At 67.3% G+C, this 17714-nt stretch carries 17 protein-coding genes; 9 read left to right on the top strand and 8 right to left on the bottom strand.

The features are described from left to right. Nucleotides 1-4 precede the first annotated feature (4 nt). From GGR40_RS21725 to GGR40_RS21705, 5 genes are all read right to left on the bottom strand, one after another. On the bottom strand, nucleotides 5-295 hold the full coding sequence (locus GGR40_RS21725; RefSeq protein WP_429278355.1) for a PilZ domain-containing protein: 291 nt from the start codon (nucleotides 293-295) through the stop codon (nucleotides 5-7). Nucleotides 296-395: 100 nt separating this feature from the next. Further along, nucleotides 396-1082: a M23 family metallopeptidase gene (locus GGR40_RS21720; protein WP_429278354.1), complete on the bottom strand. Its 687-nt coding sequence runs from the start codon at nucleotides 1080-1082 to the stop codon at nucleotides 396-398. Nucleotides 1083-1224: 142 nt separating this feature from the next. Further along, nucleotides 1225-2016, bottom strand: a complete 792-nt coding sequence (locus GGR40_RS21715; RefSeq protein ID WP_429278353.1) for a ferritin-like domain-containing protein — start codon at nucleotides 2014-2016, stop codon at nucleotides 1225-1227. After that, nucleotides 2016-2510 carry a peroxiredoxin gene (locus tag GGR40_RS21710; RefSeq protein ID WP_429278352.1) on the bottom strand — a complete coding sequence of 165 codons (495 nt, stop codon included), beginning with the start codon at nucleotides 2508-2510 and terminating at the stop codon, nucleotides 2016-2018. Before GGR40_RS21710 ends, GGR40_RS21715 begins: the two co-directional genes overlap by 1 nt. Further along, nucleotides 2507-5242 carry a bifunctional [glutamine synthetase] adenylyltransferase/[glutamine synthetase]-adenylyl-L-tyrosine phosphorylase gene (locus tag GGR40_RS21705; RefSeq protein ID WP_429278351.1) on the bottom strand — a complete coding sequence of 912 codons (2736 nt, stop codon included), beginning with the start codon at nucleotides 5240-5242 and terminating at the stop codon, nucleotides 2507-2509. Before GGR40_RS21705 ends, GGR40_RS21710 begins: the two co-directional genes overlap by 4 nt. Nucleotides 5243-5356: 114 nt before the next feature. On the opposite strand from GGR40_RS21705, the gene GGR40_RS21700 reads away from it, so the two are divergent. The 5 genes from GGR40_RS21700 to GGR40_RS21680 all read left to right on the top strand — a co-directional run bounded on the left by GGR40_RS21700 (nucleotide 5357) and on the right by GGR40_RS21680 (nucleotide 9595). Then, the gene (locus GGR40_RS21700; RefSeq protein WP_429278350.1) at nucleotides 5357-7060 is read left to right on the top strand and encodes a M28 family metallopeptidase; all 1704 of its coding nucleotides are present in this window, start codon (nucleotides 5357-5359) and stop codon (nucleotides 7058-7060) included. After that, nucleotides 7045-8052: an agmatine deiminase family protein gene (locus tag GGR40_RS21695; protein WP_429278349.1), complete on the top strand. Its 1008-nt coding sequence runs from the start codon at nucleotides 7045-7047 to the stop codon at nucleotides 8050-8052. The genes GGR40_RS21700 and GGR40_RS21695 overlap by 16 nt, the downstream gene beginning before the upstream one ends. A gap of 82 nt (nucleotides 8053-8134) precedes the next feature. Then, on the top strand, nucleotides 8135-8260 hold the full coding sequence (locus GGR40_RS21690) for a hypothetical protein (RefSeq protein ID WP_429278348.1): 126 nt from the start codon (nucleotides 8135-8137) through the stop codon (nucleotides 8258-8260). 208 nt (nucleotides 8261-8468) lie between these two features. Then, nucleotides 8469-8711, top strand: a complete 243-nt coding sequence (locus GGR40_RS21685; protein ID WP_429278347.1) for a hypothetical protein — start codon at nucleotides 8469-8471, stop codon at nucleotides 8709-8711. Then, a complete protein-coding gene (locus GGR40_RS21680) occupies nucleotides 8708-9595 on the top strand; it encodes a bestrophin family protein (RefSeq protein ID WP_429278346.1) in 888 nt (295 codons plus the stop codon). Before GGR40_RS21685 ends, GGR40_RS21680 begins: the two co-directional genes overlap by 4 nt. Before the next feature lie 34 nt (nucleotides 9596-9629). On the opposite strand, the gene GGR40_RS21675 is transcribed toward GGR40_RS21680, so the two are convergent. From GGR40_RS21675 to flgE, 3 genes are read right to left on the bottom strand one after another with little or no spacing between them, the layout of a single operon-like run. Then, nucleotides 9630-10538, bottom strand: a complete 909-nt coding sequence (locus GGR40_RS21675) for a flagellin (protein ID WP_429278345.1) — start codon at nucleotides 10536-10538, stop codon at nucleotides 9630-9632. Between the two features lie 4 nt (nucleotides 10539-10542). Continuing rightward, nucleotides 10543-12639: a flagellar hook-associated protein FlgK gene (gene flgK / locus GGR40_RS21670; RefSeq protein ID WP_429278344.1), complete on the bottom strand. Its 2097-nt coding sequence runs from the start codon at nucleotides 12637-12639 to the stop codon at nucleotides 10543-10545. Between the two features lie 35 nt (nucleotides 12640-12674). Next, the gene (gene flgE / locus GGR40_RS21665) at nucleotides 12675-14051 is read right to left on the bottom strand and encodes a flagellar hook protein FlgE (RefSeq protein ID WP_429278343.1); all 1377 of its coding nucleotides are present in this window, start codon (nucleotides 14049-14051) and stop codon (nucleotides 12675-12677) included. Nucleotides 14052-14284: 233 nt separating this feature from the next. Here flgE and GGR40_RS21660 point away from each other — a divergent pair, with 233 nt between their 5' ends. Genes GGR40_RS21660 through GGR40_RS21645 form a run of 4 tightly spaced genes read left to right on the top strand, consistent with a single transcriptional unit; the run spans nucleotide 14285 to nucleotide 17413 of the window. Then, the gene (locus GGR40_RS21660; protein ID WP_429278342.1) at nucleotides 14285-14704 is read left to right on the top strand and encodes a flagellar biosynthesis repressor FlbT; all 420 of its coding nucleotides are present in this window, start codon (nucleotides 14285-14287) and stop codon (nucleotides 14702-14704) included. 11 nt (nucleotides 14705-14715) lie between these two features. Then, complete coding sequence (gene fliI, locus GGR40_RS21655; RefSeq protein ID WP_429278341.1) at nucleotides 14716-16041, top strand: flagellar protein export ATPase FliI; 1326 nt, start codon at nucleotides 14716-14718, stop codon at nucleotides 16039-16041. After that, nucleotides 16038-16469, top strand: a complete 432-nt coding sequence (locus GGR40_RS21650) for a hypothetical protein (RefSeq protein ID WP_429278340.1) — start codon at nucleotides 16038-16040, stop codon at nucleotides 16467-16469. Before fliI ends, GGR40_RS21650 begins: the two co-directional genes overlap by 4 nt. Beyond that, nucleotides 16466-17413, top strand: coding sequence for a transglycosylase SLT domain-containing protein (locus GGR40_RS21645; protein ID WP_429278339.1), 948 nt, complete (start codon nucleotides 16466-16468; stop codon nucleotides 17411-17413). The genes GGR40_RS21650 and GGR40_RS21645 overlap by 4 nt, the downstream gene beginning before the upstream one ends. The last annotated feature ends 301 nt before the right edge of the window (nucleotides 17414-17714 follow it).

Raw genomic sequence — 17714 nt, 5'->3', positions numbered from 1 at the left:
CTTCTCAGCCTTTTGGCGCGACGTCGAATTCCACGCCGAACAGGTTGCCTTCGCTCCATCGCACAAGGCCCCACAATTCGCGACCATCTTCAAGCCGCGCGCGCACCACGTCGTTGAGGGCGGGCGGCGTTCCCGCCGCCGCCGCGCTCAACCCACGAGAGGATATGTCGCGGACGATCACGGCGATCTCGGCACCGTGCGAATCCGTCAGCGCGAATCGGGTGCAGCGTTTGCGGCGACGTTCGCGCAAGATCGGCGTAGGCCGGAAAAAGGGCTGGTTGCGGGGCGCGTCCATCCGATCCAGAACGGCCAACTGCATCGGATTTTCAGAAGCAGGCAAAAGAAAAGGCGGCTCGCCGGCCGCCTCTTCCTCCTCTCAACAGGGAGGCCCCCGATCAGTTGGCCGAAGCGAGGCTCGGCTGCTGCATGTAGGGGACCGGGTTCACGGCTTCGCCGGCGACACGCACTTCGTAGTGAAGGTGCGGACCGGTCGAGTTGCCGGTGGAACCCACGTAACCGATGATGTCGCCCTTGTGGACACGCTGGCCGTCGGCAACGTTCAGGCGCGACATGTGGCCGTAGCGGGTCTGCATGTCGCCGCCATGTTCAAGACTGACGTACAGGCCATAGCCGCTGAACCACGAAGCGCGGCTGACAGTGCCGTCGGCGGTGGCATAGACGGGCGTGCCGGTGGGCGCGGCAAGGTCGATGCCCTTGTGAGCGCGGCGACCGCCGAGAATAGGATGTTCGCGCATGCCGAAGTTGCTGGTCATGCGTTCTACCGCCAGAGGGTTGCGCGAAGGAATGGCGACCGAGGCGATGCCGCCCACGGCTGCCTTGGGTTTCGCGGCAGCAAGGCCGGTTTCCTCATAGTTCTGCCAGGAGCTGAAGATCTGGCTGAACTGTTCGTCCTCACCGCCGGTAACCGACTGGTTCGCCTGGCTGGTGCGCAGGGTGGAGGAAATGTCGGCAGCGGCGGCGCTGCTGTTGGCCATCGCAGGCTGTGCTGCGATGGAAAGTCCCGCGGCGACGAACACGCCGGTCACTGCGCGGAACTTGGCGAAAAATTTCGTTACGACCACTCGCAATACCTTGCTTATCCGCCGCTGCCCTGTTGAGCGCGACGTTGTTTTGAGCGCAGCCGAAGCGGTCGCGCCAAGAAGTATGGAGATGGTCGGAACCCCCCGCCGTCTCGTGAGAATGACTTATGCCGTCAGCCTCCGGTCAGGCAAGCGCCGCATACATGTCACGCGATAAACCGGCAGCAAGACGCGCCGAGTCGTTGAACGGGGGTTTCAATACCCCGTGGAAGTGGCGCGAAACCAAGGCTTTCCAGTACGCTGAGGGAGCCTTGCCGAGCTGTTTGCACACTGCGGCGAAATGCGTTGATCCGAATCGAACATGCGCGATTTCATCGTCAAGGATTCGTTCGAGGATGCACGCGCCCCGTTGGTCGCCGACGCAGCGGACGCGATCGATCATCGCGGGCGTGATATCCAGACCGCGCGCTTCGAGCACCATCGGCACCACGGCAAGTCGCGCGCCGACATCATGCCGGGTGTCATGCGCGGCGCTCCACAGGCCTTCGTGTGCGGGGAGAGCGCCGTAATGGCTGCCCTGCGCCCGGAGATGCCGGTCGATCAGCGCGAAGTGCATCGCCTCGTCGGCGGCCACGCGCAGGAAGTCGGAGACGAACTGCGGCCCTAGCTGCGCGCCGAACCGGCCCGCCATGTCCAGCGCAAGGTCGATCGCCACGAATTCGATATGGGCCAGCGCGTGCCACAGCGCGATCCGCCCGCGCTGCGACCCGGCCTTGCCCCGCCGCGGCATGCGAGCGGGCGGCAGCAGTTCGGGCCGGTCGGGCCGGCCCGGCGTATCGGGCATCGCAACGTCGAAGGCGAATTCCAGACGCCCAAGTCGCCAATCACGCGCCACTTTGCGCGTCGCCATCACCTTGGCGCGCGGGTCGGTTTCGCACAGCGCCGCGCGGATGGCGGAGGCAAGAGTTGTCGGCATCAAAGCGCGCGGGCGGCTTCCAGCACCTTGGCGGCGTGCTCCTTCACCTTCACCTTATCCCACACCTGCGCGATCCGGCCATCGGGGCCGATCAGGTAGGTGGTGCGGACCATGCCCATGTAGGTGCGGCCGTAGTTCTGTTTTTCCGTCCAGATGCCAAGCGCGTCGGAAAGGCCGTTTTCCTCCGTATCGGTGGCGAGCGGGGCCTTGAGGTCGTGCTTGGCGATGAAGTTGCGGTGCTTTGTCGCGTTGTCCTTGCTGACGCCCAGCAGCGCGGTGCCGGCGGCATCGAAATCGGCCTTGAGTGCCGAGAAGTCGATGTTCTCGGTGGTGCAGCCCGGCGTGTTGTCCTTGGGGTAGAAGAACACCACCAGCTTGCGCCCGGCGAAGTCCGAAGCCCTGACGCTGCCGCCTTCGGGCGTTTCCAGCGCGATGTCGGGGAAGGCATCGCCAACGGTTGGCCGGGAAACTGCCTGTGCTGCGGGGGCTGTCATGGGTCGATCTCCAGAGTTTCGTCGAAGGCACCCGCCCAAGCCGCCGCGACGTGGCGGCGCGCCTGTGCAAGGCCGGTTTCAAGCGCGTCCCAGTCGCCATAGCCACATGCGCGCACAAGGGCCAGCCGTGCCGCCGGCCCCGGCAGCTGCGCATCGGGGGCAAGCAGGCGCCCTGCGACCAGCAGGCGGGTAAGGGCATCGTGCGCCTCTGCCAGAGCGGCGGGCAGCAGCCCTGCGGCAGTCAGCTGGCGCACCGCCTGACCCAGATCGGGGTCGAGGCCGGGCCCGCGTTCGCGCAGCTGGATGAAGTGGACGATGAACTCCAGATCCACCAGCCCGCCGCGCATAAGCTTGACGTCCAGCGGCCCGCCCTGCGGCTTGTGCTGCGCCATCTTCGCGCGCATTTCGAGCACGTCGGCGCGCAGTCTGGCCGGATCGCGCGGGGCGGTGAGGACGGCCTGAACCACTTGCGCCAGCGCCGCGCGGCCCTGCGGCGAGCCGTAAAGCGGGCGGCCCCGGCACAGCGCCATGTGCTCCCACGTCCAGGCCTGTTCGCGCTGGTACGTCTCGAAGCTTTCGAGGCTGGCGGCTGGGGGCCCCTGTTCGCCGGAGGGGCGCAGGCGGGTGTCCACCTCGAACAGGGCGCCCTGTGCCGTCGCCACCGACAGCGCGGAGATCGCGCGCTGCGACAGGCGGTTGTAGTAGTGCGTCGCGCCGAGCGGGCGGCGTCCGTCCGATTCCATCCGGAAATCGCCGCTGAACAGGTAGACGAGATCAAGGTCGGAGGCGTGGGTCAACACTCCGCCGCCCATCCGGCCAAGGCCCAGCACCAGCATTTCGCTGTCCGGAACCTGCCCGTGGGCGGCGCGGAACTCTTCCACCGAAGCGTCGGTGAGGACCACCAGCGCGGCTTCGGCGATGCGCGCCAGCGCGTGGCCGACGTCGACCGGGTCGTTGACGCCCTCTATGAGCTGGACGCCCAGCTTGAAGCGCATCTCGCCCACCTTTCGGCGTACCGCGTCGAGCTTGCGTTCGTAGTCGTCGCCCGCCTCGAACCGGGTGAGTTCGGCCACCAACACGTCGACGCTGCCGGGCAGGTCGAAGGCGCTGGCGTCAATCAGCGGGTCCAGCAGGTCGGCGCGGCGCGCCAGCGCGTCGGCAAGCGGCGGGGCAAGGCCCAGGATGCGCGCCAGCATCTCTATCAGCGCTGGGCGGGCCTGCAGCAGGTTGAACAGGTTGATCGCGCTGGGCAGGTTGCCCAGCAGCTGCTCCCACCGGGCCAGCGCGCGTTCCGGCTCGGGCGCGGCAGCCAGCGCGGCGAGCAGGTCGTGCCGGATCGCCGCGAACGCGGTGCGCGCCGCTTCGGAGCGCAGGGCGCGCACGCCGCCGCCCAGCCAGCCCTCGATCCGCCGGGCGACGGCGGCGGGATCGGCAAAGCCCAGTTCGGCAAGGTTTTCAGGCAGCGTCGCCTGATCGGGCACGGCGACGGAAACCGCGCCGGTCGGCGTGTTGGCCATGATCAGCGTGTCGTAACGCTCGCCCACCGCCTCGGTGATGGCGGAAAGTTCGGCAAGCAGCGCTTGCCCGTCCGCCAGCCCGTCAAGCCGGGCCACTTCGTCGATGGCCTCTGCGGATTTCGGCAGGCTGTGCGTCTGCTGGTCGTGGACCATCTGCAGCCGGTGCTCGATGGTGCGCAGGCGGTCGTAGCTGTCACCCAGCAGGCGCGCTTCGTCTGCCGGGATCAGGCCCGCCCCGGCCAGCGCGTCTAGCGTGGCACGGGTGCCGCGCAGGCGCAGGGCGGGGTGGCGGCCGCCGTGAATCAGCTGGTGGGTCTGGGCGTAGAACTCGATCTCGCGGATGCCGCCGCGCCCTTTCTTGAGGTCGAAGCCGGGGCCAACCTCGGATGCGCCGCGTCCGTCCTTGCCGACGGTACTGGCACGGATCTGCGCGGTCAGGCGGCCGATCTCGGCAATCGCGCCGAAGTCCAGGCTGCGGCGCCAGACGAAGGGGCGGATCGCGGTCAGGAATGCCTCTCCCGCCGCGATGTCGCCGGCGCAGGACCGGGCGCGGATGAAGGCAGCGCGCTCCCACGTCAGCGCGGAGGATTCGTAATGGCTGAGCGCGCCCGCCACCGGGATCGCCAGCGGGCTGACTTCGGACGCGGGGCGCAGGCGCAGGTCGACACGAAAGACGTAGCCCTCGTGGCCCATGTGCGACAGGATTTCCACCACCGCGCGGGCCACGCGCTGCGCCGCCTCGCCGGGTTCGTCCCGCTGGCGGCGGGGCAGCACCTCCGGCTCGAACAGCAGGATCGGGTCGATGTCGGAGCTGTAGTTCAGCTCTCCGGCTCCGTGCTTGCCCAGCGCGAGGGCGAAGAAGCCCTTGGGGTCGGCGGGATCGTAGTCCGGCACGCGGCGGCGGATGCCCGCCACGATGGCAGCGTCCAGCGCGCGGTCGGCAAAGGCGGACAGCTGCCCGGTCACGTCCAGCAGCGGGAACGCGCCCGCAAGATCGCCGATCGCCAGCGCCAGACTGAGCGCCTGCTTTTCCCGGCGCAGTGCGGAAGCCGTGTCGGCCACGCCGTCCCCCGCGCTGCGGGCCAGCGACAGGGCGGCGGGGCCGTCGCCCGCAGCCAGCAGCTCGGTCACGGCGGGCAGGCGGTCCAGCGCGTTCGCAAGGAAAGGGGCATGGGCGCGGGCGCGGTCGATGGCGCTGGTCCAGTCGGCGGTCATGGCGCGCGTTCTGCCCGGCGGGCGCGCTTTGGGCAAGGTTCAGCTTGCGTCGTCCTGCCCTTGTCTCCACCCCCGCCCTCTGGCACCTGTGCGCGGTTCCGTTGGAGGTTCCCCATGAAGTCCCCCTTTGCCCTGACCGCGCTGGTCGCGCTTGCCGCGTCGATGCAGGTTTCCGCCCAGCCGCTGCCCAAGGGCACCGCGTTGAAGCCGCCCGCAGACGCCGGCGCGCAGCCCGATGTGCCGGTGGACCTGATGAAGGCGGTGACCAAGCGCCTTTCCGCCGACGATTTCGAGGGCCGCGCGCCCAGCACCGGTGTCGAGCCAAAAGTGCTCGACTACATCGTCGCGCAGTTCAAGGCAGCGGGCCTGCAGCCGGGCAACAAGGGCGAATGGCTTCAGCCGGTGCCGACCGTGGAGATGACCGCGGGCAACTTCACGCCGATGACGGTGACGGGCGGCCTGTCGTTCAAGCCGGGCGCCGACTATGTCGCGGGCAGCTATCGCGTGACGCCCAAGTCGCAGGTGAAGGACAGCGAGCTGGTCTTCGTCGGCTATGGCATCGTCGCGCCGGAGCTGGGCTGGAACGACTATGCCGGCGTCGACATGAAGGGCAAGACGGCGGTGATCCTCGTCAACGACCCGGATTACGCGACGGAGGGAGAGCAGGGCCTCTTCAAGGGTCGCCGCATGACCTACTACGGCCGCTGGACCTACAAGTTCGAGGAAGCCGCCCGGCAGGGCGCCACCGCCGCGCTCATCGTGCATGACACGTTCCCGGCGGCCTATGGCTGGAACGTGGTCAACTCAAGCTGGACCGGCGCGCAGTATTCGGTGCAGAAAGCCAACGACGGCATGGACCAGACCGTCGCCAACGGCTGGGTGCAGAAGAGCGTTGCCGAAGCGATCCTGAAGGCGGCGGGCAAGGATCTGGCCGGCCTGACCAAAGCCGCGCAGACCAAGGGATTTCGCGCCGTGCCGCTGGGCCTCAAGGCCAGCTTTGGGTTCGACAACACGATCCGCCGATCGACCTCCAACAACGTCGTCGGCGTGCTGCCGGGGAAGACGCGCCCCGACGAGGTGGTGCTCTATTCGGCGCACTGGGACCATCTTGGCCATTGCGCGCCCCAGGGCACCAAGCCGAACGACGACATCTGCAACGGCGCGGTGGACAATGCGGACGGCGTCGCCGCGCTGACGGCCATCGCGAAGATGAACGCCGAGGCGGGGCCTGCCGCGCGCAGCCAAGTCTTCGTGGCGCTGACGCTGGAGGAATCCGGGCTGCTGGGCTCCGAATACTATGGCGCCAACCCGATCTATCCGCTGGATCACACCGTGGGCGGCGTGAACATGGACGCGCTGCTGCCGGCGGGACGTGCGAAGTCCTACACCCAGACCGGCGGGGACAAGTCGGAACTGGGCGACCTGTATCTGAAGGCGCTGGCCGCGCGCGGGCTGACCGACGTGCCCGAGGATCATCCCGAGCGCGGCGGCTACTACCGCTCCGATCACTTCAGCCTCGCCAAGCGTGGAGTGCCGATGTTCAACGTGGAACGCAGCGGCGATCTGGTGGACGGCGGCACTGCAGCAGGCGAAAAGGCCGCGCAGGACTACACCGACAACCGCTATCACGCCCCGGCGGACGAATATTCCGACAACTGGGACTGGACCGGCATCACGCAGGACGTGGAGCTGTTCTACGATCTGGGCCGGACGCTGGCTGACGGGACGATGTGGCCGAACTGGCGTCAGGGAGATGAGTTCCGCGCGATCCGCGACAAGGCCTGTGCCGCCGCCACCAAGGGATGCAACACCAAGTGACTTTTGTACCGAACCCCTTCACGCTCCCCCCCGAATGGGCGCCGCAGGACTGGTTGTGGATCGGCTTTCCGCACGATCCGGTCGAGTGGCCCGGCTTCCTTGAACGCGCGCAGGAACAGATGGCAGCCTTTGCCAGCGCCGTCGCCGAGAGCGGCCAAGAGGTGCGCCTGATCGTCCGCGACGAGGCCAATCGTGCCCGCGCCAGCGAACTGGTCTCGGACAAGGTCGTGCTGGAAACGCGGCGCTACGGCGACGTGTGGCTGCGCGACACCGGTCCGCTGGTGACGGTGGACGCCCATGGCAACCGCAAGGGCATGCGTTTCGGCTTCAACGGCTGGGGCGGCAAGTACCTGATGGACGGCGATCAGGAAATCGGCGAGGAACTGGTCCGCGAGGCCGGGCTGGACGTCGAGCTGGCCGACTGGATCCTTGAGGGCGGCGCGATCGATGGCGACGGCACCGGGCTGGTCGCGGTGACCGAGCAGGTGTTCCTCAACCCGAACCGCAACCCACACCTGACCCGCGCCGATCTGGAACTGCGCCTGCAGCGCGATCTGGGGTACGAACGGGTGCTGTGGTTGGGCGACGGCCTGACCAACGACCACACCGACGGTCATGTCGACAATCTTGCCCGCTTCGTGGCGCCCAATGTGCTGGCCGTGCCCCGCGCCACCGGGCAGGACGACCCCAATGCCGCGATCTATGCCGACGCCAAGGCACGCGCCGAGGCCGCGGGCGTGACCGTGGCGCAGGTGCCATCGCCGGGCCGGGTGGAAACGGACGGGCGGGTGGAGCCTGCCAGCTACATGAACTTCGCCATCACCTCGAAGCTGGTGGTGGTACCGATCTACGGTACGCCGCATGACGATGAAGGCGTGGCCGCAATCGCCGCGCTGTTCCCGGATCGCGACACCGTGGGGATCATGGCGGACGCGGTGCTGGCTGGCGGCGGATCGTTCCATTGCTCCAGCCAGCAGATGCCGTCGGTCTGAGAAGGTTCGCCGCCTGCGGGTACTCCTCGCGGGCGGCTTGGTCTTAACGGTTTGGAAACCACCTTTGACGCATTGTGCGTCCATGGCCCGGATCGTCGCCCTTGTCCACACCTCGCCGATCGCTTCGCGATCCGACTGGCTGCGGCCAGTGATCGTGGCCGGATGCGCGCTGGCGATTATCCTGGCCCGCACGCCGCTGCCATTCTGAACGTCCTGCCTTCACCCGGATTCGTTCATCCGGCAGAAATCTTTCTCCATGAATTCAATGCTTCGTGACAGAGCATGGCTGCATCCTGTCTGCTCTGTTGCACCGCACACCGACATACCGCGATGCAGCAAACTTTTGTTGCACTACGCTGATGCAATCGAAATCGGGGCTCCCCACTCTTACGGGCAACCCTTGATGGAGATGAATCATGCGCAACATGACTGACGCCGACCGCGCCCGCCTGCGCGAATCGTTCATCGGCAACGGCCTGCTCCTGCTGTTCGGCTGCGGGGTGCTCGCCTTCCTGGTGGCTGTGGACCGCGTCGACTGGTTTTCGATCCGCCCGGCCACCGGAACTTCGATCGCCATGGCCCGTTCGACCGAAAGCGCCCCGAAGGTTGGCCCGGCAGTGGGCGCACCGGTGAGCGCGGAGCCTGCCAAGATCCAATGATCGTCGCCAAGATTCCAAGTTCCCGGCGGGTTTTCCAGGAAATCTGGAGGCCGCTGACGCTGCTGTTCGTGTGGGACGTGATCGTGACGATCACGTACTATATCCTGCCGTTCAAGGCGCCCGAACTGCCGATCACGCTGTTCGGTTCGGCACTGGCACTGTTTCTGGGCTTTCGCAGCAATTCCGCCTACCAGCGCTGGTGGGAAGGGCGCGGCCTGTGGGGGCTGATGATCAACGCCAGCCGCAACATCGCGCGCGCGGCCCGCAACTTCATGCCCGACCCGGAGGCGTCGGAACTGAAGCGGCAGATCATCTATCGCCAGATTGCCTACGTGAACGCGCTGCGCTGCCAGCTGCGCCGGCTGCCTCAGGACGAGGAAGTGCTGCGCCTGCTGCCCAAGCACGAGAAAGACCTCGCTCTCCAGCGCGTGAACGTCGCCAACGGCATTCTCGACGGCACCGGCCGCCGCATCGACGAAGCGCGGCGTGCTGGCTGGATCGACACCATCCAGCAGACCCAGATGGAAGCGGTGCTGGTCGATATTGCCAATTCCCAGGGCGGCATGGAGCGGTTGAAGAACACGCCGCTGCCGTTCCAGTACCGTTTCATTCCCGAAGTCTTCACGCATCTGTTCTGCGTGCTGCTGCCGATCGGCCTGGTCGAGACGCTGCAGTTCGCAACACCGCTCGGCTCGACGATCGCGGGGCTGATGTTCCTGGCGGTGCTGGCGATCGGCGACGATCTGGTCGATCCCTTCGCCAACGATGTCCACGACCTGCCGCTCAACGCCATGTGCCGCACGATCGAGATCGACCTGTTGCAGTGCATCGGCGAGGAAGCCCCCGGCCCGGTAACGCCCGACAAGCACGGCGTGCTCTGGTAGAGGTTTGTGTCAGGGCCGGCATCGCCGGCCCTGCTTATTTCAGGAAGTTCACCAGCGACATGGCGTTCAGCTGCGAGAAGACCGAATAGCTCGCCTGAAGGATCGTCTGCCGCTGTGAGATGTCGATGGCGACCTGCCCCAGGTCGGCGTCCTCGACATCGCCTATAACACCGGTCAGCAGCTTCACGCGGTCACCGGCACGGGTACCCAGCGTTTCCACCTGCGCCTGCTTGCGGCCGTTGCTGGCATTGACCGAGCGGACCTGAGCGATGCCAGTGTCAAGCAGGTCCATCGCCTCGTTAATGGCGGTGGTCTGCTCCTTTGTCAGTGTGTCACCGAAGGGGCCGGCAGCCTGCAGGGCCTGGAACGCGGGGATCAGCTTGGCGGCAATGTCGCTGGCACCGATGCCGTATTCCACGTCCAGCGCATCGCCTGCGCGGGTGGAGAGCTTCACCCCATCGTTGGCAAAGGCGGTCGAAGGATCGATTCCGGCAACCTCGGCCAGCGTCGTGGGCAGGAACGGCGTCCCTGATGTCTGCGACCCGCCGAACAGGGGCGTACCTGCTTCCCGCGCATTCAAGGCGTTGCGCAAATCGGCAAAGGCGCCTTCGATGATGTCCTGCAGGCCGGGCGAATTGCCCGTCCCGACGGCGCTGTAGATCTCTTCGCGCATGTCGGACATCGAATCGTCGATGGCTTCCAGGTTCGCCTGGTACAGCGACAGCGTGGTGGAAACGCGCCCGATATTGCTCTTGTAGGTTTCCTGCTGCGCCAGCATCGACTTGGCGGACAGGACGCGCACTGCGTCGAGCCCAAGCCCGGCATAGTCGTTCACCTTCTTTTCGGTGGCGAGTTGCAGCTGGCTGGTTGCAAGGTTCTGCTGCGAACGCTGGATGGCGCTGGATAGCGTCTGCTGCAGGGGGACGGTGGCTACGCGGGTCATTGGATCACACCATGTCGAGCAGGGCGTCGTACATCTGCGACGCGGTTGTCATCACCCGCGCTGCGGCGGAATAGCTGTTCTGCAGCACGACCATCTGGGCCAGTTCCTCGTCCACGTTGACGCCGGAATAGGAATCGCGGCGCGTGGCCGCGTCGCTGAGGCGCGCGGATGAATCCGCCGCCGTGGTCTTGGCCAGCGCCGCCTGCGCCCCGACATTGCCGAGCAACCGGTTGGCGAACTGGGTCACGGTGGCCGCTCCGTCCTTGCCGAAGTCTGCGGAGGCGGACAGCGCGTTGACAAAGGCGGTGGCGTTGCGGATGTCACCCGCGCCAATCGCCTTTTCGCCGACAGCTGCGCCGGTCTGCAACTGCGCCAGTGGCACGCGCGACGTGTCGGTCAGCATGTCGGCGGAGACTTGCGCGTTCGACAGTCCGCTGGCCGCCCCGGTAAGCCCCGACAGGGAAGAGAACGACAGGCCGGTACCGTAGCGATCGGTGCTGTCCACCGGGACCGAAATCGTCGCGCCGGAATTGCCCACCTTGGGCGTAAAGGCGATGCGGCCCTTCTGATCCAGCGCGAAGGTGCCGTAGCGAGCCAGATCGCCGCCGTTGAGCTGGTTCACCACGTCGCCCCAGGTGTCGCCGGCGGCGGCGGTCAGGGTATGGTCCGCCAGTATCCTGCCGCTTGAATCGCGCAGGATCAGCTGGCTCGTTTCGCCTGCCGTGAAGCCCGTGGGATCGGTCGCGGTGAAGCCGGACGGGGTCAGCGCGCTACCGCTTGAGCGGACCAGATTGTTGAGGCCGAAGAACTGCGAGAAACCGGCGCCTGCCCGGTTGCTGGGCGCGACGGCGTCCTGCGCCACGGCGATGCCGTTGCCGCTGGCCGAAGCACCGATCGACAGTACCCCGTCCACGAAACTGGCGCTGCCGGCGGGGGACAGCCCGGCGTTAATCGCGTCCACTGCGTCCTGCACCGTGGCGCCCGTACCCAGCGCATCGAAATCGACCGTCGTCTTGGCCACCAGCGTGCCGTTGGCCGAGACCACGGCGAACGTCGCCTTGCCGGTGAAGCCCAGCCGGTCACCCGCCACCAGTCCGTTGGCCTGCCCGGTCAGCGTCTGCGGCGCAGGCAGCGTGGTGCCTGCGTTCGATACTGCGTTCAGCGTCTGTGCCAGCCCGGTGAATAGCTGCCCCAGCTGCTCGGAAAAGCCCGGAAGCACACGATCGCGCATGTCCAGCAAGCCCCCCAGCTTGCCGCCCACCGCTGTCGATTCGATCTTTTCGCCGGTCGAGGCGTTCATCGTGCCGTTGTCTGCGGCGAAGCGGATGTCGATCGCGGAATAGCTGGACTGCGATCCTGCCACGCCCGCGTCGGCATAGCTCAACTGGCGCAGCCGCTTGTCCAGCAGCACCTGCCCCGATGCCGTGTCGATGGTGACGCGCCCGTCGGGCTGTTCGCGCACGCTGACGGACACGAGGCCGCTTAGCTCCTCCAGCGCGCTCATCCGTTCGTCGGCGGGCCCCGAGGTACTCAGCCCCAGCCCCTGCAGACGCGAGACGTCGCTGTTCAGGCCGTGGATCTTCTGCAGCAGCACATTGATCCGCCCGACGGTGTCGGACACTTCGCTTTCGACATCGCCGCGCAAGTTGGAGACGTCGCTGTGCAGGCCCTTCAGCGTGTCCAGCGTGTCGTCGACGTTGCCGGTGAACAGCGCGATGGATTCGGGCGAACCCTGAAGGCCGGTCACCTGAGAGATCGAACTGGTGATCGCCGAAAGCCGGGCGGACAGGCCGCTGTCCGAACTGGGCGAACCCAGCAGCGACTGCAACCGATTCAGATACGTCGCCGCCGCATCGGCGCGCCCGGCGGTCCCGGCGCGCTGGTACACCGCGTTTTCCAGGAACTTGTCGGCGATCCGCGACGGTTCGCCGACGACCACGCCGTTGACCGTGCCGCCCGCCACCGACGCGCTTTGCGACACCGTCTGGCGGGCATAGCCGACGGTGCCCACGTTGGCGATGTTGGTCGAGACGACCTGCATCCCCGACTGCGAGGCCGACAGCCCCGAGATCGCGGAGCTGAGGATGGAGTTGAGCGACATGAGGCTGGCCTTCTGCGCGGCTGGCGGTCAGGCCGTCAGCGCTTCAGGTTGCTGACTTCCTGCAGCATGTCGTCCACGGTAGTGATGATCTTGGACGATGCGCTGTAGGCGCGCTGGAACAGGATCATGTTCGAGAATTCCGACGCCAGATCCACGTTGGATGCTTCCAGCATGCTGGCCGAAATCTTGCCGCCGCCCACGGTGCCCGGCTCGTTCAGTGCGAAGTTGCCCGAATCTTCCGAGACGATGTAGGCATTGCCGCCGATCCGGGTTAGGCCATCCGGGTTCTGGAAGGTGGCGATCGGCAGCTTGTAGATCGCGCGGGACGTGCCGTCGTCGAACACGGCGCTGACGATTCCGGTATCGGAAATCTTCACCGAAGCCACCGTCCCCAGCATGCCGCCGTCGACGGTGGAAGACAGCAGGGCCGAAGCGCTGCCGAACTGGGTCAGCCCGTCCAGACCCGCATTGCTGCCAAGGTCGAAGCTGATCGGGGACGCTGCAGCGCCGTTGTTGTAGCCCAGCGTCAGGTTGGGGAACAGCGCTCTGGCGGGATTGCCCAGGTTCAGGCTGCCGTCCGGGTTGAAGCTGATGGTGGTGCTCGCGATCAGGCCGTTGGCGGGCACAGGGCCTGTAGTTTCAGTGACGGTGCCGTCCGCGTTCGTCGTGGTCCTGGTGACGGTCTTGACGTCGGCGGGGTTGCCGCTGATTTCCGCCGACCACTGGTTCGCGCCGGTTTTCACGAAGTTCAGCGTCAGGGTGTGGGCGGTCCCTTGTGCGTCGTAGACTTCGAGCGAGCGCGAGAACTGCGGGGCTACGGCGCCGGCGGCATTCTGGTCGAGGCCGTAAGTGGCCATATCGCCGGCTTCGTAGTTCTCCACGACCGGCGAGGTGGCATTTAGGTTGGCACGCAGTTCGATCGAGGTCGTCGGTGCCGCGGCGCCGGTCAATGCTGCCGGGCGGATCGGTTCGAGCGACGAAATCGCGCCATTGTTGAGGTAGTTGCCCTGCGAATCCAGCGGCCAGCCCATCAGGTAGTAGCCCGAGGTATTGCGCAGATAGCCCGAGCTGTCGGGCGTGAACGATCCGGAACGGGTGAACGCGGTGGCTCCGCCCGCGTCGGCGCTGGAGCGCACGACGAAGAAGCCCGCGCCGTCGATGGCGATGTCGGTCAGGCTGGATGACGCCTGCAGCAGCCCCTGCTTGGAGATCAGCGCCTTCGCCGTCGCCGAGACGCCGCCCGCCGAATAGCTCGACACGGTGCCGCCGTTGACCAGCGATTCGAACTGCGCCGAGGTGCCCTTGTAGCCCACGGTGTTCACATTGGTGATGTTGTCGGCAACGGTGGCCATCGCGCTCGACTGCGCGCTGAGGCCCGAAACGCCGGCGTAGAGAGCGGAATAGAGGCTCATTGCATGTCTCCTGTGCCGACGCTGCGGCCGTGTTGGCGCCACGGAGCGACGCACCCTGCGCACCGGACACAGGCATTGTAGGATGATCTTTCCACAGGCGGTCAGCGACGCGCAGGAAATTTTCGCAGGATTTCAGCATATCTTCAACGGTACCCGGCAAAAATTGCCTGCCTTCGCGCGGAAGGCCTGCGATCCCTCCTATAATGGAGGTCGCAAATAGGGTTCATTCAGTCATGACGCTTCGCATATCCCTCCGCAACGACGAGCCGGTCATCGTGAACGGTGCGGTCCTGCGCGCCGTGGGCCGCACCGATCTGGTGCTGGAGAACGACGCGACGATCCTGCGCGGGCGCGACGTGATGAAGCCGCAGGATGCGAATTCTCCGGCCAAGCACCTCTATTTCGCCTGCATGATGGCTTACATCGACCCCGCCGACCTGACCCGGCACCAGCAGGTTCTGCTGGAAAAGCTGGAAGCTCTGATGGGCGCCCTGCGCTCCCCCGAGGCCAAGGCGATTTGCGTCGCCTTCGCCGAGAAAGTGGCCGTGGGCCAGTTCTATCAGGCGCTGGCCGATTGCCGCTGGCTGATAGGCTACGAGGCCGAGGCGCTGGCCCGCCTTGCCCCTTCCGCCCCCGCCGCACCCGAAGACTGAGGTGCGACCCAGTGCCTAGCCTTGCTGCCGCCGCCGCCGGCCTCAGGATGCTCACGCCCGACCAGCGCTACGGGCGCGTCGTCGCCGTGCGGGGAGCGCTGATCGAGGTGGACGGATTGCAGGGCGCGGCGCGGATCGGATCGCGGGTCACGCTGCGCTCGCACGCGGGCGCGATCGAGGCGGAAGTGATCGGCCTTGACCACGGCATCGCCCACTGCATGCCTTTCAACGAGCCGGACGGCATCGCTTCGGGATCACGGGCGGACCTGTCCGCCGGGCAGTTCGGCCTGCGCGTCTCGCCCGGCTGGCTGGGCAGGGTGGTCGACGGGCTGGGCCGCCCCATCGACGACAAGGGCCCGCTGCCGCAGGGCCCCGACCAGCGCCGGATCAAGAGCGCGCCGCCGCCTGCATCCTCCCGCGCCCGCGTCGGCGCGCGGATCGACACCGGCGTGCGGGCGCTGGACCTGTTCGCGCCCCTATGCCGCGGCCAGCGGCTGGGCCTGTTCGCCGGATCTGGGGTGGGCAAGTCCACCCTGCTGTCGATGCTGGCCCGCTGGACCGAATGCGACGTGGCCGTCATCGGGCTGATCGGCGAACGCGGCCGCGAAGTGCAGGAATTCATCCAGGACGATCTGGGCGAGGAAGGGCTGGCGCGCAGCGTCGTCGTTGTCGCCACTTCGGACGAGCCGGCGCTGCTGCGGCGGCAGGCGGCGTGGACCACGCTGGCGATCTGCGAACATTTCCGCGACGCCGGGCTGGACGTGCTGTGCCTGATGGATTCGGTCACCCGCTTCGCCATGGCCCAGCGCGAGATCGGCCTTGCCGGGGGAGAGCCGCCCGCGACCAAGGGCTATACCCCCACCGTATTCGCCGAACTGCCGCGCCTGCTGGAACGCGCCGGGCCGGGGCTTGCGGGGCAGGGCACGATCACCGGCCTGTTCACCGTGCTGGTGGACGGGGACGACCATAACGAGCCGGTCGCCGACGCGGTACGCGGCATCCTTGACGGGCACATCGTCATCACCCGCCAGATCGCCGAGCGGGGACGCTATCCCGCGATCGACGTGCTGCGTTCCGTCTCGCGCACGCTGCCGCACTGCCTTGATCCGCAGGACAACGCCACGCGGCTGGCGGCCCGCGCCGAACTGGCGACGTGGAAGGACATGGAGGAGATGGTGCGGTTGGGCGCCTATCGCGCCGGGGCCAGCGCCGAGGTGGATCGCGCCGTCGCGCTCGCCCCGCGCATCGAGAACCTGCTGCGGCAGGACCGCCGCACGCGCAGCTTCGCGGCTGAAGACTTTGCAATCCTGTCCGGCATTCTGGAGCAAGCTGCATGAAGACGCCCTACGACGCCGCCCTGCGGGTGCGGCAGCGCGAATTGGACGACGTCAGCCGCGCGATCCGCACCGAAGCCGGCGCGCTTGGGGCGGTGGAACAGGAACGCGCGCGCGTTGCCGCCGCCCTCCGGTCGGAAGCCGATCTTGCGGCGGGCGACCTCACGCTCGTCTCGCCCGGCTGGCAGCGGCGGATGCAGGGTGAGCGGCAGGCGCTGGGCGCGCAGCAGGCGGAACTGCAGGCGCGGGTGGATGCCCTGCGCGCCTTGGCGGTGGATGCCTACGGCGTGCTGCGCGGGATAGAGACCGCCGCCGACGACTACCGCGCCGAGGCCGCCCGCACCGAGGCCGCCGCCGAACAGTCCGCCACCGACGACCTCAGCGCCGCAGCCTTCCTGCGTACCATCCGCCAGTATCGGAAGGCGCGATGATCGACCCTGCGCGCCTGACCGATCCTGCGGCTCCGGCCCTGTCGGCGGCCCAGAAGGCGCGCCTTATCTACGAGCAGGCCCGAAGCGAGATGTCGGGCCGCCTCTGGCATGCGGCGCTGGGGTCGGGCGACGCGCGGGATCCAGAACCCTCCCGCGCGGTTCCGGCGCTGGGTGAAAGCGAACCGCTCGGCCTTGACCGGCTGATCGCGATCCTGGCTCCCGATAGGCCAGCCGCACCCGATGGCGCTGTGGTGCCGCAAGCCACCCCGCAGGTGGCCGACCCGGCAGGCAGCCCCACGCAGGCGATGCAGGATGGACCGAACGCGCGCTATGCCGGGATGCTCGACGCCGCGGCGGAGCGCACCGGCATTCCCGCGTCGGCCCTCGCCGCCATCGTCGATGCCGAGGCAGCCAAGGGCGCGGGCGGGACGTGGCAGCCGTATTCGCGCAATCCCCGGTCGAGCGCGGCGGGCCTCGGCCAGTTCCTCAACCGCACCTGGGAGGGAGAGGCCGAGCGTGCGGGCACATGGCTCAATGGCGTCGCGCAGGCGCGCGGCTGGCTCGATGCCACCGGGCGGGTGACCGATGACAGCCGCGCCGCGCTGCTGGCGATGCGCTACGATCCGCGCGCGTCGATCGAGGCTGTCGCAGATTACGCCAGCGGCAACGTGGAGGCGCTGCGCAAGGCAGGCGCGCGCATCGGCGAAGGCACCACCGAAGTCGCGCAGGCGGCGTACCTAGGCCATCACCTGGGCGTCGGCGACGCACGCCGGTTCCTGGCGGGCGGCCTTTCCCCCGACCGCGCCCGCAAGCTGCTGGGCGCACAAGTCGGCACCGCCGCCGCAGAAAAACGCATCGCCCATGCCGGCAGCGCCGTAGCAGCTCACCGCGACTGGCTGCTGTCCTACGTCGGCCGCCACGTAAGGCCCGAACGCTTCGCCTGAGGCGGGAACCGGCGCATTGATCGTGCTCAAAAGTAGCGGAGCGTATGGACAAGGCACAAGCCCGAGCCTCACGTCATCCTGAACTCGTTCCAGAATTCATTGGGCCGCCTGTATCGGACTGTGGCGACGCCAACGGCCATTCCAGTTCGCTATCACAAACCTGCGTTGTCGGCTCGATGGACCCCGTTTAGGGTGACGCCGGATTTGGGTGGAGGCTGTGTGAAAACGCGTTGATGTGCTATGTTTCGGGCCTGCTTGGGAGGCGTGAGATGGGGCGTTTCATCGAGGGTTGTGATCGGCG

It is taken from the genome of Novosphingobium gossypii, assembly GCF_050433305.1.
GTDB classification, from domain to species: domain Bacteria; phylum Pseudomonadota; class Alphaproteobacteria; order Sphingomonadales; family Sphingomonadaceae; genus Novosphingobium; species Novosphingobium gossypii.
The sequence above is the reverse complement of the archived record's forward strand: the minus strand, read 5'-3'. Positions and strand labels throughout refer to the sequence as shown.

Coding starts and splice junctions, on each gene's coding strand:
- GGR40_RS21705 (WP_429278351.1), bottom strand. CDS start 5,242: ATGACCGCCGACTGGACCAGCGCCATCGACCGCGCCCGCGCCCATGCC.
- flgE (WP_429278343.1), bottom strand. CDS start 14,051: ATGAGCCTCTATTCCGCTCTCTACGCCGGCGTTTCGGGCCTCAGCGCG.
- GGR40_RS21725 (WP_429278355.1), bottom strand. CDS start 295: ATGGACGCGCCCCGCAACCAGCCCTTTTTCCGGCCTACGCCGATCTTG.
- flgK (WP_429278344.1), bottom strand. CDS start 12,639: ATGTCGCTCAACTCCATCCTCAGCTCCGCGATCTCGGGGCTGTCGGCC.
- GGR40_RS21700 (WP_429278350.1), top strand. CDS start 5,357: ATGAAGTCCCCCTTTGCCCTGACCGCGCTGGTCGCGCTTGCCGCGTCG.
- GGR40_RS21715 (WP_429278353.1), bottom strand. CDS start 2,016: ATGCCGACAACTCTTGCCTCCGCCATCCGCGCGGCGCTGTGCGAAACC.
- GGR40_RS21710 (WP_429278352.1), bottom strand. CDS start 2,510: ATGACAGCCCCCGCAGCACAGGCAGTTTCCCGGCCAACCGTTGGCGAT.
- GGR40_RS21660 (WP_429278342.1), top strand. CDS start 14,285: ATGACGCTTCGCATATCCCTCCGCAACGACGAGCCGGTCATCGTGAAC.
- GGR40_RS21680 (WP_429278346.1), top strand. CDS start 8,708: ATGATCGTCGCCAAGATTCCAAGTTCCCGGCGGGTTTTCCAGGAAATC.
- GGR40_RS21675 (WP_429278345.1), bottom strand. CDS start 10,538: ATGACCCGCGTAGCCACCGTCCCCCTGCAGCAGACGCTATCCAGCGCC.
- GGR40_RS21690 (WP_429278348.1), top strand. CDS start 8,135: ATGGCCCGGATCGTCGCCCTTGTCCACACCTCGCCGATCGCTTCGCGA.
- GGR40_RS21695 (WP_429278349.1), top strand. CDS start 7,045: ATGCAACACCAAGTGACTTTTGTACCGAACCCCTTCACGCTCCCCCCC.
- GGR40_RS21685 (WP_429278347.1), top strand. CDS start 8,469: ATGCGCAACATGACTGACGCCGACCGCGCCCGCCTGCGCGAATCGTTC.
- GGR40_RS21645 (WP_429278339.1), top strand. CDS start 16,466: ATGATCGACCCTGCGCGCCTGACCGATCCTGCGGCTCCGGCCCTGTCG.
- GGR40_RS21650 (WP_429278340.1), top strand. CDS start 16,038: ATGAAGACGCCCTACGACGCCGCCCTGCGGGTGCGGCAGCGCGAATTG.